Here is a 14,849-nt window from a genome sequence, read left to right on the forward strand (position 1 = left end):
AACCCTCAGGGTTCCGGCCCCTTCGTCACGTGGGAAGACCGCTACGGCAGCTGCGCCGCCCGTGCCTCGCGCCGGTTGTCCCGGAAGTTGTTCACGCGGCGGGCCGTCGCGAACAGCGGGATCACCGCACCGAGCACCAGCTGCAGCGCACAGCCCGTCTGCAGCAGCAGCTGGCCGCCGGGGGCGTCGAAGGCCCAGGCCGCGAGCAGCCCTATGCTCAGCACGATCCACGACAGCATGGCCACCGCGAGGCGGCCACGGGGCTTCGGGTACTCGACCCGGCTGACCATCAGCCAGGCGGTGCCGATGATCGCCATCAGCGTCGCCACGAACGGCAGCTCAAGAAGCACGATCGAGACCACGGTCAGCGCTCCGAACGGCGAGGGCATGCCCTGGAAGGTGCCGTCCTTCACGGTGACGCAGGAGAATCTCGCAAGCCGCAGCACCACCGCCAACAGCACCACGACGGCGCCCACCGCCGCCACCCGCTCGTGCGCGCCGTCGGCGACCATGCCGTAGACGAGCACGAAGTACGCCGGCGCCAGGCCGAAGCTGATCAGGTCGGAGAGGTTGTCCAGCTCCGCACCCATCGGCGAGCTGCGCAGCTTGCGCGCGACGAGGCCGTCGAACAGGTCGAAGACCGCCGCGCACAGCATCAGGATCACGGCCGTGGCCGCGCTGTTGCGGGCCATGCCCGACTCGTCACCCGTGAGGTTCGGGATGAGGATGCCGGTGGTCGTGAAGTACACGGCCATGAAGCCGCAGGTGGCGTTGCCCAGGGTGAGGGTGTCCGCTATTGAGAGGCGCAGTGACAGCGGCATGTCCTCCGCGTCGTCGTCCTCATCGGCCTCCGGCACCCAGCCGGCCTGTGTATCAGGATCAATCACGGTCAATTCGAGTCACCCCAGCCACGGTCTTCTGACCGACCTCGACGTCCACGTCGACCCCCTCCGGGAGGTAGATGTCGACGCGTGAGCCGAAGCGGATCAGACCAATCCGCTCGCCCTGCTCCACCTTCGTGCCCTGCGGGATGTAGGGCACGATGCGCCGGGCCACGGCGCCCGCGATCTGCACCATCTCGATGTCGCCGAGCTCGGTGTCGAAGTGCCAGACAACGCGCTCGTTGTTCTCGCTCTCCTTGTTGAACGCCGGGACGAACCCGCCGGGGATGTGCTTCACGGACGTCACCGTGCCCGCGAGGGGCGCGCGGTTGACGTGGACGTTCAGCGGGCTCATGAAGATCGCGACGCGAGTGCGTCCGTCCTTCCACGGCATGATGCTCTGCACCACTCCGTCGGCCGGGGAGATGACCCGGCCCTGAGCGATGTCGCGCTCGGGGTCGCGGAAGAACCACAGCATGCCCGCCGCAAGAGCGGTTGCGGGCACGGCGACGGCCTTCGCGGCGCCGGAGCGACGCGAACGGGCCAGACTGAGGGCCGCGGTGGCGACGGTCGGCAGGAGCCACGGCGATGCTCCGCGCGCAAGGCGTACGCCGGCGAGGCTGCCGCGTGGTGCAGAGGTTTGGCTGTGGGGCATGGATGACCTTCGTAGCGGATGATGCCGCGCATATGACGGGGGACGGCGGCTTTTCCGGGGATGCTATCGGTTGCGAGCCGCAACTGGGCAAGCCAGGAAGCCGAGTCGGCCGTCGAAGAGTGTTGACGGGGTGTGATCTTCCTCCTGAAGAAAACACCCCAAAAAGGGACTTTCAGCCCTGGAGTCGATACTCTTCGAGCAGTCGACGACCAATGATCATTTTCTGGATCTCGGCGGTACCTTCGCCGATCAGCAGCATCGGTGCCTCACGGTAGAGGCGCTCGATCTCATACTCCTTCGAGAACCCGTAGCCACCATGGATACGGAACGCGTCCTCCACGACTTCTTTGCAGTATTCGGACGCGAGGTACTTCGCCATCCCTGCTTCGAGGTCGTTACGCTCCCCGGAGTCCTTTTTGCGTGCTGCATTGACCATCATCGCATGGGCGGCCTCTACCTTGGTAGCCATCTCGGCCAGCTTGAACTGAATCGCCTGGTGCTGGGCGATTGCCTTGCCGAAAGTGTGGCGTTGTTGGGCATAACCGACACCCAATTCGAAAGCACGCTGTGCGACCCCGCAGCCACGTGCCGCTACATTCACGCGCCCGACCTCGACGCCGTCCATCATTTGGTAAAACCCTCGGCCGGTGGTCCCGCCGAGCACGCGATTGGCCGGAATACGTAGGTTGTCCATGATGAGTTCAGTGGTGTCGACACCCTTGTAACCCATCTTGTCGATCTTGCCCGGGATGGTGAGACCGGGGCGGACCTCGCCGAAGCCGGGCTCCTTCTCGACCAGGAAGGTCGTCATCGACTTGTGCGGGGCCGTGCCCTCGGGGTGGCCTTCGTCACTCCGGCACAGAACGGCCACCAGAGTCGACGTACCGCCGTTCGTCAACCACATCTTCTGGCCGTTGAGGACGTACTCGTCGCCGTCCTTGACGCCCTTCGATGTGATCGCCGACACATCCGAGCCCAGGCCGGGCTCCGACATCGAGAACGCGCCGCGCACCTCGCCGAGCGCCATCCGCGGCAGGAACGTGTCCTTCTGCTCCTGCGTGCCGTGCTGCTTGAGCATGTACGCCACGATGAAGTGCGTGTTGATGATGCCGGAGACCGACATCCAGCCGCGCGCGATCTCCTCGACGCACAGTGCGTAGGTGAGCAGCGACTCGCCCAGGCCGCCGTACTCCTCGGGGATCATCAGGCCGAACAGGCCGAGTTCCTTGAGGCCTTCGACGATCTGCGTCGGGTACTCGTCGCGGTGTTCAAGCTCGGTCGCGACCGGAATGATCTCCTTGTCCACGAAGTCCCGCACCGTGGACAGGATTTCCTGCTGCACATCGGTCAGGCCGTGGGTCTGGGCGAGTCGGCTCATCGCTACTTCTCCGCCTTCTTCGTGGGCTCGGTCAGCTCCGGGCGGCCGGGCTGCTCGCCGCCGCGTTCCTTGATGTACGTCTCGGTGGGCACCATGACCTTGCGGCGGAAGACACAGACGAGGGTGCCGTCCTGCTTGTAGCCCTTGGTCTCCACGTAGACGATGCCGCGGTCGTTCTTCGACCTGGAGGGGGTCTTGTCGAGGACCGTCGTCTCGCCGTAGATGGTGTCGCCGTGGAAGGTCGGCGCCACATGCTTCAGCGACTCGACCTCCAGGTTCGCGATGGCCTTGCCGGAGACGTCCGGCACGGACATGCCGAGGAGCAGCGAGTAGATGTAGTTCCCGACGACGACGTTCTTGCCGAAGTCGGTCGTCTGCTCCGCGTAGTTGGCGTCCATGTGGAGCGGGTGGTGGTTCATCGTCAGGAGACAGAAGAGGTGGTCGTCGTACTCCGTGACCGTCTTCCCCGGCCAGTGCTTGTACACGGCGCCGACTTCGAACTCTTCGTAGGTGCGGCCGAATTGCATGGTCTTACGCCTCCGGGGCCTCGAACTTGGACGTGCGCTTCATGCCGGCGGCGCGGCCCTTGCCGGAGATGACGAGCGCCATCTTGCGGCTGGCCTCGTCGATCATCTCGTCGCCGAGCATCGCGGAGCCCTTCTTTCCGCCCGCCTCCGACGTGTAGTAGTCGTAGGCGTCCAGGATCAGCTCGGCGTGGTCGTAGTCCTCCTGCGAGGGCGAGAACACCTCGTTGGCCGCGTCGACCTGGCCGGGGTGGAGCACCCACTTGCCGTCGAAGCCGAGGGCGGCGGCACGGCCCGCGACCTCGCGGAAGCCGTCGACGTTCTTGATCTGCAGATAGGGGCCGTCGATCGCCTGGAGGTCGTTGGCGCGGGCGGCCATCAGGATCTTCATCAGGATGTAGTGGTACGCGTCGGCGCCGTAGCCGGGCGGCTGCTCGCCGACGACCAGGGACTTCATATTGATCGACGCCATGAAGTCGGCCGGGCCGAAGATGATCGTCTCGATCCGCGGGGAGGCCTGCGCGATCGCGTTGACGTTGTTCAGGCCCTGCGCGTTCTCGATCTGCGCCTCGATGCCGATCTTGCCGACCTCGAAGCCCATCGTCTTCTCGATCTGGGTGAGGAGGAGATCGAGGGCGACGACCTGGTCCGCGGTCTGCACCTTCGGCAGCATGATGCAGTCGAGGTTCGGGCCCGCTCCCTCGACGACCGTGACGACATCGCGGTAGGTCCACTCGGTGGTCCAGTCGTTGACGCGCACGACCCGCGTCTTGCCCGTCCAGTCGCCCTCGTTGAGGAACTTCACGATGGTGTGCCGGGCCTCGGGCTTGGCCAGCGGGGCGCAGGCGTCCTCCAGGTCGAGGAAGACCTGGTCGGCCGGCAGGCCCTGGGCCTTCTCCAGGAAGCGCGGGTTCGAACCGGGCACGGCCAGGCACGAACGGCGCGGGCGAAGGCGATCAGGAAGGTGTGCGGCGGAGCCGCTCGTTGAGGGGTGGTGGCCGGGAGACGGGTGGGCGGGCTGGGTCATGCGGGGACCTCCAGGGGGTCGAGCTTGTTCGCTTTCCGGATCTCGTCGACGATACGGCCGATGATCTCCGTGATACCGAAGTCCTTCGGGGTGAAGACGGCGGCCACACCCGCACGCTTCAGCTGGTCGGCGTCGCCGTTGGGAATGATGCCGCCGACGATGACGGGGATGTCCACGGCCCCGGCCTCACGCAGCCGGTCGAGGACGTCGGGCACCAGCTCGGCGTGGGAGCCGGACAGGATCGACAGGCCCACGCAGTGCACGTCCTCGGCCAGTGCGGCCGAGACGATCTGCTCGGGGGTGAGCCTGATGCCCTGGTAGACCACCTCGAAACCGGCGTCACGCGCGCGTACGGCGATCTGCTCGGCCCCGTTGGAGTGTCCGTCCAGGCCCGGCTTGCCCACCAGGAGCCGGAGTTTGCCGCTGCCGAGCTCCCGCGCGGTGCGGTCCACCTTCTCGCGGACGACCGCCATCGGGGTGCCCTCTTCGGCGCTCACCGCGACGGGGGCCGACGAGACGCCGGTGGGTGCGCGGAACTCGCCGAACACCTCGCGCAGGGCGCCCGCCCACTCGCCGGTCGTGACGCCGGCGCGGGCGCACTCGACGGTGGCCTCCATCAGGTTGGCGTCGCCCGCGGCGGCCTCCTTCAGCTTCTCCAGGGCCTTGCAGGGCCGCGGGTGGTTGAACGGCGGCTGGTAGCGGGTGTCGCGCCAGTTCTGCAGGGCCCGCACCACCCCGCCCTCGACCGCCGGGTCCACCGACATGATCGCGGTGTCCAGGTCGGCGGTGAGCGGGTTGGGCTCGGTGGACTCGTAGCAGTTGACGCCGACGATCTTCTCGTCGCCGGCCTCGATACGGGCCCGGCGCTCGGCGTGCGAGGAGACCAACTGCGACTTCAGGTAGCCCGATTCGACGGCCGCCATCGCGCCGCCCATCTCCTGGATCCGCTCGATCTCGGCCAGGGACTCGGTGACGAGGTCCTCCACCTTGGCCTCGATCACATGGGAACCGGCGAAGATGTCCTCGTACTCCAGCAGGTCGCTCTCGTGCGCCAGTACCTGCTGGATACGCAGCGACCACTGCTGGTCCCACGGCCTGGGCAGGCCCAAGGCCTCGTTCCAGGCGGGGAGTTGGACGGCACGCGCGCGTGCGTCCTTGGAGAGGGTGACGGCCAGCATCTCGAGGACGATCCGCTGGACGTTGTTCTCCGGCTGGGCCTCGGTCAGGCCGAGGGAGTTGACCTGGACGCCGTAGCGGAAGCGCCGCTGCTTGGCGTTCTCGATCCCGTACCGCTCCCGCGTGACCTTGTCCCAGATGCGGGTGAACGCCCGCATCTTGCACATCTCCTCGACGAAGCGCACGCCCGCGTTCACGAAGAAGGAGATCCGCGCCACCACGTCGCCCATGCGCTCCTGCGGCACCTGGCCGCTGTCACGCACCGCGTCGAGCACCGCGATCGCGGTCGACATGGCGTACGCGATCTCCTGCACCGGAGTGGCCCCGGCCTCCTGCAGGTGGTAGCTGCAGATGTTGATCGGGTTCCACTTGGGGATGTGGTTGACCGTGTACGCGATCATGTCGGTGGTCAGGCGCAGGCTCGGCCCCGGCGGGAACACATGCGTCCCGCGCGACAGATACTCCTTGACGATGTCGTTCTGCGTCGTGCCCTGCAGCTTGGTGACGTCCGCGCCCTGCTCCTCGGCGACCACCTGGTAGAGCGCGAGCAGCCACATCGCGGTGGCGTTGATCGTCATCGAGGTGTTCATCTGCTCCAGGGGGATGTCCTGGAACAGGCGCCGCATGTCGCCCAGATGGGAGACCGGGACCCCGACCCGGCCCACCTCGCCGCGGGCGAGGATGTGGTCGGGGTCGTAGCCGGTCTGGGTCGGCAGGTCGAAGGCGACGGAAAGGCCGGTCTGGCCCTTGGCGAGATTGCGCCGGTAGAGCTCGTTGGACGCCTCTGCCGTGGAGTGACCGGCATAGGTGCGCATGAGCCACGGCCGGTCTTTCTGACGCTCAGTCATTTACGGGACCTCGGACCCTCAGACGTTGCGGAAACGGTTGATGGCGTCGATGTGCTGGGCGCGCTTCTCCTCGTCGCGCACGCCCAGGCCCTCGCGCGGGGCGAGTGCGAGCACGCCGACCTTGCCCTGGTGGAGATTGCGGTGCACGTCGTACGCGGCCTGTCCGGTCTCCTCCAGGGAGTACACCTTCGACAGGGTGGGGTGGATCTTGCCCTTGGCGATCAGGCGGTTGGCCTCCCACGCCTCGCGGTAGTTGGCGAAGTGCGAGCCGATGATCCGCTTCAGGGACATCCACAGGTAGCGGTTGTCGTACTCGTGCATGTAGCCCGAGGTGGAGGCGCAGGTGGTGATCGTGCCGCCCTTGCGGGTGACGTAGACGGAGGCGCCGAAGGTCTCGCGGCCGGGGTGCTCGAAGACGATGTCGATGTCCTCGCCGCCGGTGAACTCGCGGATGCGCTTGCCGAAGCGCTTCCACTCCTTCGGGTCCTGAGTGCGCTCGTCCTTCCAGAACTTGTAGCCCTCGGCGCTGCGGTCGATGATCGCCTCGGCGCCCATGGAGCGGCAGATGTCGGCCTTCTGCTCGCTGGAGACGACGCAGATCGGGTTGGCGCCGCCGGCGAGCGCGAACTGCGTGGCGTAGGAGCCGAGTCCGCCGCTCGCGCCCCAGATCAGGACGTTGTCGCCCTGCTTCATGTCGGCGCCGTTGCGGGAGACGAGCTGGCGGTACGCGGTGGAGTTCACGAGCCCGGGAGCGGCCGCCTCCTCCCAGCTGAGGTGGTCCGGCTTGGGCATCAGCTGGTTGGACTTGACGAGCGCGATCTCGGCGAGGCCGCCGAAGTTGGTCTCGAAGCCCCAGATCCGCTGTTCGGGGTCGAGCATCGTGTCGTTGTGGCCGTCGCTGGACTCCAGCTCGACGCTCAGGCAGTGCGCGACGACCTCGTCACCCGGGTTCCAGGCGTTGACTCCGGGGCCGGTGCGCAGGACGACGCCCGCGAGGTCGGAGCCGATGATGTGGTACGGCAGGTCGTGGCGCTTGGTGAGCTCGCTGAGCCTGCCGTAGCGCTCCAGGAAGCCGAAGGTCGACAGCGGCTCGAAGATCGAGGTCCACACGGAGTTGTAGTTGACCGAGCTGGCCATCACGGCCACCAGGGCCTCGCCCGGGCCGAGTTCGGGCACCGGCACGTCGTCCAGGTGGATCGACTTGCGCGGGTCCTTCTCGCGGGTCTCGAGCCCCTCGAACATCTCCGTCTCGTCCTTGTGCACGGTGATCGCGCGGTACGAGTCGGGCAGGGGGAGTGCGGCGAAGTCGGCGGATGTGGAGTCCGGCGACTGGATCGCGTCCAGGATTTCCTTCACGGGTGCCTCCGGCGAAGCGCGCTCGTTGCGGGAACGCGGCTTGAGGGTGCGTCGGGGTACGGGCTTGCTGTGGTGCTGAGCTGCTGTGGAGGTGTGCCGTCGGTTCGGCGGAGGTGGTGCTGCGGCAGCGCTTGGTGTGGCGCGGGAGGTTGCCTGTGACGCAGGCGTCCGGGCGGGCGCGATGCCCCGTGCGGGGCTTGCGGGGACAGCCGGCGTACGGAAGATCTCTGCACGCCGGCCGCCCGGACTGACTTCAAGGTATGGCACGGCGTGCCAGGGCACAAGACACTCGGTGCCAACAATTTCTCTCAGTTGTCACCGGGAGGTTTCAGATGAGCGATGATCGATCATTGCAGGTCAGAGGCGGTATGGCCGGTGCCTGACAGGACGCGAGCGCCGGACGGGCTGAACCTCGGCCCGTCCGGCGCTCGTGAAGGGTGGTGCTCGTGCGTGCTAGGTGCGGTCCCGCAGGGCCGCCTCGATGGTGCGCATGACCTCGTCCAGGGGAGCGTCGGTCCTGGCGACCGTGACCAGGACCTCGCCCTGCGCCGAAACGCTCGCCGCCGGGGCCGCGGGAGCCGCGGAATCCCGGCCCGCGCCGATCCCCGTGCCGAAGGTCTTCCGTACGATCGCGAACGCGTGGTCCAGCTGGGTCTCCACATCGCCCTGGCCCCCTGCCCGGAGCCAGCGCCGCAGGACGTGGTTGTGCGCGGTCACCACCGCCGACGCCGCGACCTCCGCGAGCAGCGGGTCGTCGTTGCCGTCGTGGTGCGCGTGCTCGTCGAAGTGACCCAGGAGATAGCGCGTGAACAACCGCTCGTAGCGGGCCACCGAGGCGATCTCGCGCTCCCGCAGCGTCGGTACCTCACGCGTCAGGCGGTAGCGCTCGACCGAGACCGCAGGCGAGGCCGCGTACATCTTCATGACTTCCTTGATGCCCCGGCACACCGTGTCGAGCGGGTGCTCGTGCGCGGGCGCGGCGTTCAGAACCGCCTCCGCACGGATCAGGGTGTCGTCATGGTCCGGGAAGATCGCCTCTTCCTTGGAGCGGAAGTGACGGAAGAAGGTGCGCCTCGCCACCCCCGCCGTCGCGGCGATCTCGTCGACGGTCGTCGCCTCGTACCCCTTGGTCGCGAACAGTTCCATCGCCGCGGCCGCCAGCTCCCGGCGCATTTTCAGGCGCTGCGCCGCGGCGCGTGAGCCGGCAGCGGTCTCCGGGACGTCGGGGGATGCGGGCGTACGGGGGGACTTGGCGGCCTTGGACATGGACCGAACGTACTGCATGTGCGCAGCTGGGTGCGCCTCTGGGAGCGGGCTGCCGTTCGCCCCGAGCAGCCCGCCCCAGTCAGCGTGCGGCTCAGCGCCTGGCATATTCGCGGAAGCCGCGCCCCGTCTTGCGGCCGAGGCAGCCCGCCGCGACCAGGTGCTCAAGGAGCGGCGCAGGGGCGAGCCCGGGGTCGCGGAACTCGCGGTGCAGGACCTTCTCGATGGCGAGCGAGACATCCAGGCCGACGACGTCCAGGAGCTCGAAGGGGCCCATGGGGTAGCCGCCGCCGAGCCGCATCGCGGTGTCGATGTCATCGAGGGTCGCGTAGTGCTCCTGCACCATCTTGATCGCGTTGTTGAGATACGGGAAGAGCAGCGCGTTCACGATGAAGCCGGCGCGGTCGCCGCAGTCCACCGGGTGCTTGCGGACCCTGGCGCACACCTCGCGGACGGTGGCGTGCGCATCGTCCGCGGTGAGCACGGTGCGGACCACCTCGACCAGCTTCATCGCCGGGGCCGGGTTGAAGAAGTGCATCCCGATCACATCCTGCGGGCGCGAGGTGGCGCGGGCGCAGGCGACGACGGGCAGCGAGGACGTGGTGGTGGCCAGGACCGCGCCCGGCTTGCACACCTTGTCCAGAGTGGCGAACAGCTGCTGCTTGACCTCCAGGTCCTCGGCGACCGCCTCCACCGCCAGATCGACATCGGCGAAGGAGTCGAGCGTGCCCGCCGCGGTGATCCGGGCGAGGGTCTCGTCGGCCTTCTCCTGCGTCATCCGGCCCTTGGTGACCGAGCGCGAAAGCGACTTGCCGATACGGGACTTGGCGGTCTCGGCCTTCTCCTGGCTGCGCGCCGCGAGCACCACCGAGAAACCGGCCTTCGCGAAGACCTCGGCGATACCGGAGGCCATGGTGCCCGAACCGGCGACGCCCACCGAGTCGACGGTGCGGCCGTGGGCGAGCTGCGCGTTCTCCAGCGGAGTGAGGGCGTCGCGGACGACATCGGCGCTGCCCGGCTCCGCGTACGTGTAGAAACCGCGGCCCGACTTGCGGCCGGTCAGACCCGCCTCGCTGAGCTGCTTCAGGATCGGCGCGGGCGCGTGCAGGCGGTCGCGGGACGCGGCGTACATGGCGTCGAGGACGGTGCGCGCGGTGTCGATACCGATCAGGTCGAGCAGTGCCAGCGGGCCCATCGGAAGGCCGCAGCCCAGCTTCATCGCGGCGTCGATGTCCTCGCGCGAGGCGTACTTGGCCTCGTACATCGCCGCGGCCTGGTTGAGATAGCCGAAGAGCAGCCCGTCCGCGACGAATCCGGGGCGGTCGCCGACCGAGACCGGCTCCTTGCCGAGGTCGAGCGCGAGCGCGGTCACGGCCTCGACGGCCTGCGGGTCGGTGAGCACCGAGGAGACCACCTCGACCAGTTTCATCGCCGGGGCCGGGTTGAAGAAGTGCAGCCCAAGGACGCGGTCGGGCTTGGCCGAGTCGGCGGCGAGCCGGGTCACCGACAGGGCGTTGGTGCCGGTGGCGATGATCGCGTCGGGGCGCACGATCGCGTCGAGTTCGCGGAAGACCTGGTTCTTGATCTCGTACGTCTCGGGCACCACCTCGATCACCAGGTCGGCCTCGGCCGCGGCCTGCAGATCGGTGAACGTACGGAAGCGGGCGAGCGCGTCGCGGCGCTCCTGCTCGCTGATGCGCTCGCGCTGCACGGACCGCGCGGTCGACGCCTCCAGGGCGCAGACGGCCTGCGTGGCGGCCACCTCGCTGATGTCGATACCGATGACCTCGCGGCCCGCGCGGGCCAGGACTTCGGCGATTCCGGTGCCCATGGTGCCGAGGCCGATGACGGCGACGGTGTGCAAAGAGGGACGGTCCATCGCGGACTCCAGGAAGAGTGTGAGTGACGACTGAGAGGGCGCACGGCGGCAGGGGCCCGGCGGCGTCACGGCGACGGGCCGCCGGGCGCCGAGGGGCGAACTGCGTTGCTGCGTGCGGGAGTTGCGTGTCGAAACCGGGGCACCGCGCAGAAGGGCGGCGGCGAGCCGGTGAGAAGCGACGGGCCCTGTCCCGAGGCCGCGTCGTACGCGTCGTGCTGAAAGCCGAACCGACAGACACTCGGCGGCTGCGTCACCAGGCCGCCGAGAGGGTGCGGGTGTGACCCGCTCTTATGAGCTTAACCGGCGAGTAACGAGCGCGCCAGCCCCTGGAGTCTGTGACCTGGATCGCCGCCCCGCGCCCTCGCGCCCGGTCGCTACGCTGGCTACATGGACGAAGAGTTGCGTTCGGTCACGGAACGCTTACGGAAGGAGTCCGGGGGGTCGGCACGTTTCCGGAGCCTGTGCGCGACGGACGATCACGACGAGCTCGCCCGGGTGCTCACCGCCCCCGAACAGCCCCTGTGGGCACGGGAGATCGCCGCCTTCCGGCTCGGCCGCGCGGGCGACCGGCGCGCCTTCGAGGCCCTCGTCCTGCTGCTCAACCACCGTGACCCCGAGCGCTGCGCCTCCGCCGCGCAGGCGCTCGCCAAACTCGGCGATCCGCGCACCGCCCGCGCCGCCGCGGCCCTCGCCACCAATGAACTCCGCGTCGCCTACGCCCTGCACCCCGTGCGGCTGCTCACCGCGCTGCGCGCCCCCGAGTCGGTGCCCGCGCTGATCACCACCCTGGAACGGCGCCTGTCCAAACCCCGCGACCCGTACTGGCGCGTGGCCCTCGCCTGCGTCGAAGGACTCGGCGCCCTCGCGGACAAGCGCGCGGTGCATGTACTCGTCGCCGCCCGCTCCCAGCCACGCCTGGCCGCGGCGGCGACGGCCGCGCTGGCGCGGATCGGGGAGGAGTGAAGGGGGAGGACTGAAGGGGTCCGTGTGAGCGGGGGCTTCGCGGCAGGTGCCCCTCAGTGGAGCGTGCGCGCGTACCGCACCTCGGGCACCGGTACCCCTTCCACCTCGAACGGCTCCTCGGCGCCGTCGGGGGCGAAGCCCGCAAGTTCGTAGAAGCGGCGGGCGCGGGAGTTGCCCTTCAGGACCCACAGCAGCAGGCGCGGAGTGCCGGAGGCCGAGCAGCGGGCGACGACCTCCGCCGCCAGGGCGCGGCCCGCGCCGGTGCCGATGTGGTCCGGGTGGACGTACAAGGCGTACAACTCGGTCGCGGTGGGCGGCAGATCGCCGTCGCGGTACGGGCCGAAGCTGGCCCAGCCGACGACCGTGCCCGCGCGCTCGGCGACCAGGGCCACCACGCCCTGTGCGGCGCGGGCGAGCCGGTCGCGGCAGCGCTCCCGGTCGTCGATGACGCTCATCGCGTCGAGATATGACTGCGGGATCAGGCCCGCGTACGCGAACTGCCAGCCCAGCACCCGGATTTCGGCCACGGCGGGGCAGTCGGCCTCGGTCATCTCCCGTACGTACACGTCCATGGCCGCACCTTAGGGCCGGATCGCCGGTACGGCGATCTCCTTTACGCGCGGGCGCGCCCCCGCCGGTGCGGACGCCGGGCGTCACTCCTGCGCGACGATCGCCAACGCCTCGATCTCCATCAGGAATTGGGGTCCGACGAGGGCGGACACCTGCACCGCGGAGGCGGCCGGGAGGCGCTGCGGGTCGAGGAACTCGTCGCGCGCGGCGCGGACGGCGGGCAGATGCGCCATATCCGTGACGAAATACGTCAGCTTCACCACATCGGGGAAACCGGCACCCGCCGCGGCGAGGCAGCGGCGCAGGTTCTCGAAGACCTGGCGGGCCTGTGCCGCCGGGTCGCCCTCGCCGACCAGTTCGCCGTTCTCGTCGATGGGCAGCTGCCCGGAGACGGCGACGAGACGGCCGCTGCCCGTCACCACGTGCGTGTACGCGGTCGCCGGGAAGACGCCGTCCGGGGCGGGGATATGGGTGAGTCCGTTCTTGGCCTGCATGACCACATCCTCGCCTCCGCGACTTCACCGCCACGTGCCGGGGTGCGCGCGGTCACGTGCCGGGGTGCACGCACTCGCATGCCGGGGTGCACGCGTGCGTGCACCCCGGCACGGTCGTCAGCGGCGGTGCCTGAGCAGGCCGTGCAGGCTGCTCGAACCTGAGGGTGCCGAGGAGCCGGCCGCCGCGGCCGCCGGCACCGGATCGGGCAGGGCCGCGCAGGTGGCGTCGGCCTCGCCGGAGCCGCGCGGGACCTCGCCGGTGGCGAGGTAGTCCGTCAAGTAGCGGTCCAGGCAGGTGCTTCCGCTCAGAGTGATGCCGTGGTTGCCGCCGCCCTGCTCCACCACGAGGCTCGAACCGCGCAGCTTGCGGTGGACGACGACAGCGCCTTCGTACGGCGTGGCCGCGTCATCGGTGGCCTGGAACAGCAGCACCGGCGGCAGCTTGGCGTTGGCGATGTCCGGCGGGCTCAGGTGCCGGGTCGGCCAGAAGGCGCACGGGGCGTTGTACCAGGCGTTGTTCCAGGCCATGAAGGGTGCCTTGGCGTGCACCTTCCAGTTGTCGTGGCGCCAGCGGTTCCAGTTCCGCGGCCAGTCGGCGTCGCGGCACTCCACGGATGTGTAGACCGAGTAGCCGTTGTCTCCTGCCGCGTCGATGGCCGCGAAGTTCTCGTACGCCTCGACCAGCGGTACGTCGTCCTTGTCGTTGACGTACGCGGCGAAGGCCTCGGCCAGAGCGGGCCAGAAGCCGTTGTAGTAGCCGCCGGGAAGGAAGGTGTCCTCCAGTTCGCCGGGGCCGACCTTCTTGCCCGCGGGCTTCTTGGCGACCGCCTTGCGCATCTCGTACCACTTGGCCTCGACCCCGGCGGGGTCGGTGCCGAGCCTGTACGTCTTGTCGTGCTTGGCGACCCAGGCGGCGAACGCCTTGTGGCGGGCGTCGAAGGCGTAGTCCTGGTCGAGGTTGTCGCGGTACCAGACCCCGGTCGGGTCGACGACGGAGTCGAGGACGGCCCGGCGGACCCGCTCCGGGTAGAGCTTGGCGTAAACGGCGCCGAGGTAGGTGCCGTACGAGTAGCCGAAGTAGTTGATCTTCTTGGCGCCCACGGCGCGGCGGATCACGTCCATGTCACGGGCCGCGCTGACGGTGTCGATGTACGTCAGGAGGCTGCCGTACTTCTTGCCGCAGGCGGCCGCGAAGGCCCGCACACGGTCGAGGTTGGCCCGCTCGATCGCCGCCGTCGACGGGACCGGGTCCGGGCGCACCGGATCGAAGTGGCCCGGGCGGCAGTCGAGTGCGGGCTTGCTGGCGCCCACACCGCGCGGGTCGAAGCCGATGACGTCGTACTGCGCGGCGAGCTTCTTGGGCAGTGAGCCCGCCACGAATCCGGCGAGGGTGCGGCCGCTGCCGCCCGGGCCGCCGGGGTTGACCAGGAGCGGGCCCTGGAAGTTCGCGGTGTCGGTGTGCCGCACCCGGGACAGCGCCAGGGTGATCTTCTCGCCGCCCGGCCTGCCGTGGTCGAGCGGCACCTTCAACGTCGCGCACTGCAGTGCCGGATAGGCGTCGGTGGCGCAGTCCTTCCACTTCAGGGTCGTACGAGCCGCGGGGGCGGGTGCCCCTTCGGTGCCGGCGGCGCCCGCCGCGGACGGAACCGCGGTGGCCATTCCCCCCACTGCGGCGACGACGCCGAACAGCGCGATGACACGTTTTCTCATCTGACCTCCCGAGACGGGGAGTTCGGACTGTGCATGCCACAGCCCCCCGCCGCATCGTCCCGGAAAATCCGCCCGGAAGGGCATGTTCTGCCGGAAGTCGACCCTATGGAGCGCCAGGTGGGCTA

At 69.0% G+C, this 14,849-nt stretch carries 13 protein-coding genes; 1 reads left to right on the plus strand and 12 read right to left on the minus strand.

What is annotated here, in order from left to right; genetic code table 11:
* Positions 1-41: 41 nt before the first annotated feature.
* The 9 genes from pssA to ACFQVC_RS03470 all read right to left on the minus strand — a co-directional run bounded on the left by pssA (position 42) and on the right by ACFQVC_RS03470 (position 10,987).
* Positions 42-893, minus strand: coding sequence for a CDP-diacylglycerol--serine O-phosphatidyltransferase (gene pssA, locus ACFQVC_RS03430; RefSeq protein ID WP_381826219.1), 852 nt, complete (start codon positions 891-893; stop codon positions 42-44).
* Positions 880-1,536: a phosphatidylserine decarboxylase gene (locus ACFQVC_RS03435; protein WP_381826221.1), complete on the minus strand. Its 657-nt coding sequence runs from the start codon at positions 1,534-1,536 to the stop codon at positions 880-882. The genes pssA and ACFQVC_RS03435 overlap by 14 nt, the downstream gene beginning before the upstream one ends.
* Before the next feature lie 172 nt (positions 1,537-1,708).
* On the minus strand, positions 1,709-2,914 hold the full coding sequence (locus ACFQVC_RS03440) for an acyl-CoA dehydrogenase family protein (protein ID WP_381826223.1): 1,206 nt from the start codon (positions 2,912-2,914) through the stop codon (positions 1,709-1,711).
* Between the two features lie 2 nt (positions 2,915-2,916).
* Positions 2,917-3,441 carry a MaoC family dehydratase gene (locus ACFQVC_RS03445; RefSeq protein WP_381826225.1) on the minus strand — a complete coding sequence of 175 codons (525 nt, stop codon included), beginning with the start codon at positions 3,439-3,441 and terminating at the stop codon, positions 2,917-2,919.
* Between the two features lie 4 nt (positions 3,442-3,445).
* Positions 3,446-4,465, minus strand: a complete 1,020-nt coding sequence (locus ACFQVC_RS03450) for an HpcH/HpaI aldolase/citrate lyase family protein (protein ID WP_381826227.1) — start codon at positions 4,463-4,465, stop codon at positions 3,446-3,448.
* Positions 4,462-6,489, minus strand: coding sequence for a protein meaA (locus ACFQVC_RS03455; protein WP_381826229.1), 2,028 nt, complete (start codon positions 6,487-6,489; stop codon positions 4,462-4,464). The genes ACFQVC_RS03450 and ACFQVC_RS03455 overlap by 4 nt, the downstream gene beginning before the upstream one ends.
* A gap of 18 nt (positions 6,490-6,507) precedes the next feature.
* On the minus strand, positions 6,508-7,845 hold the full coding sequence (gene ccrA, locus ACFQVC_RS03460) for a crotonyl-CoA carboxylase/reductase (RefSeq protein WP_381826231.1): 1,338 nt from the start codon (positions 7,843-7,845) through the stop codon (positions 6,508-6,510).
* Between the two features lie 453 nt (positions 7,846-8,298).
* Complete coding sequence (locus tag ACFQVC_RS03465; protein WP_381826233.1) at positions 8,299-9,129, minus strand: TetR family transcriptional regulator; 831 nt, start codon at positions 9,127-9,129, stop codon at positions 8,299-8,301.
* A gap of 73 nt (positions 9,130-9,202) precedes the next feature.
* Positions 9,203-10,987, minus strand: a complete 1,785-nt coding sequence (locus ACFQVC_RS03470) for a 3-hydroxyacyl-CoA dehydrogenase family protein (RefSeq protein ID WP_381826235.1) — start codon at positions 10,985-10,987, stop codon at positions 9,203-9,205.
* Between the two features lie 387 nt (positions 10,988-11,374).
* Here ACFQVC_RS03470 and ACFQVC_RS03475 point away from each other — a divergent pair, with 387 nt between their 5' ends.
* Positions 11,375-11,950, plus strand: a complete 576-nt coding sequence (locus ACFQVC_RS03475) for an adenylosuccinate lyase (RefSeq protein WP_381826237.1) — start codon at positions 11,375-11,377, stop codon at positions 11,948-11,950.
* A gap of 53 nt (positions 11,951-12,003) precedes the next feature.
* Here the strand turns inward: ACFQVC_RS03475 and ACFQVC_RS03480 are convergent, their stop codons facing one another.
* The 3 genes from ACFQVC_RS03480 to ACFQVC_RS03490 all read right to left on the minus strand — a co-directional run bounded on the left by ACFQVC_RS03480 (position 12,004) and on the right by ACFQVC_RS03490 (position 14,724).
* Complete coding sequence (locus ACFQVC_RS03480; protein WP_381826239.1) at positions 12,004-12,522, minus strand: GNAT family N-acetyltransferase; 519 nt, start codon at positions 12,520-12,522, stop codon at positions 12,004-12,006.
* An 81-nt stretch (positions 12,523-12,603) separates the two neighbouring features.
* Positions 12,604-13,014 carry a RidA family protein gene (locus ACFQVC_RS03485; protein ID WP_381826241.1) on the minus strand — a complete coding sequence of 137 codons (411 nt, stop codon included), beginning with the start codon at positions 13,012-13,014 and terminating at the stop codon, positions 12,604-12,606.
* A gap of 117 nt (positions 13,015-13,131) precedes the next feature.
* Entirely contained in the window at positions 13,132-14,724 is a 1,593-nt protein-coding gene (locus tag ACFQVC_RS03490; protein ID WP_381826243.1) for an alpha/beta hydrolase, read from the minus strand.
* Between the last annotated feature and the right edge of the window lie 125 nt (positions 14,725-14,849).

The organism is Streptomyces monticola (assembly GCF_042665355.1).
Taxonomy (GTDB): domain Bacteria; phylum Actinomycetota; class Actinomycetes; order Streptomycetales; family Streptomycetaceae; genus Streptomyces; species Streptomyces monticola.

Bases quoted from the DNA above. Each gene is read 5' to 3' on its own strand.
- ACFQVC_RS03435 (WP_381826221.1), bottom strand. From the start codon at position 1,536: ATGCCCCACAGCCAAACCTCTGCACCACGCGGCAGCCTCGCCGGCGTA.
- ACFQVC_RS03440 (WP_381826223.1), bottom strand. From the start codon at position 2,914: ATGAGCCGACTCGCCCAGACCCACGGCCTGACCGATGTGCAGCAGGAA.
- ACFQVC_RS03445 (WP_381826225.1), bottom strand. From the start codon at position 3,441: ATGCAATTCGGCCGCACCTACGAAGAGTTCGAAGTCGGCGCCGTGTAC.
- ACFQVC_RS03450 (WP_381826227.1), bottom strand. From the start codon at position 4,465: ATGACCCAGCCCGCCCACCCGTCTCCCGGCCACCACCCCTCAACGAGC.
- ACFQVC_RS03455 (WP_381826229.1), bottom strand. From the start codon at position 6,489: ATGACTGAGCGTCAGAAAGACCGGCCGTGGCTCATGCGCACCTATGCC.
- ACFQVC_RS03465 (WP_381826233.1), bottom strand. From the start codon at position 9,129: ATGCAGTACGTTCGGTCCATGTCCAAGGCCGCCAAGTCCCCCCGTACG.
- ACFQVC_RS03470 (WP_381826235.1), bottom strand. From the start codon at position 10,987: ATGGACCGTCCCTCTTTGCACACCGTCGCCGTCATCGGCCTCGGCACC.
- ACFQVC_RS03475 (WP_381826237.1), top strand. From the start codon at position 11,375: ATGGACGAAGAGTTGCGTTCGGTCACGGAACGCTTACGGAAGGAGTCC.
- ACFQVC_RS03480 (WP_381826239.1), bottom strand. From the start codon at position 12,522: ATGGACGTGTACGTACGGGAGATGACCGAGGCCGACTGCCCCGCCGTG.
- ACFQVC_RS03485 (WP_381826241.1), bottom strand. From the start codon at position 13,014: ATGCAGGCCAAGAACGGACTCACCCATATCCCCGCCCCGGACGGCGTC.
- ACFQVC_RS03490 (WP_381826243.1), bottom strand. From the start codon at position 14,724: ATGAGAAAACGTGTCATCGCGCTGTTCGGCGTCGTCGCCGCAGTGGGG.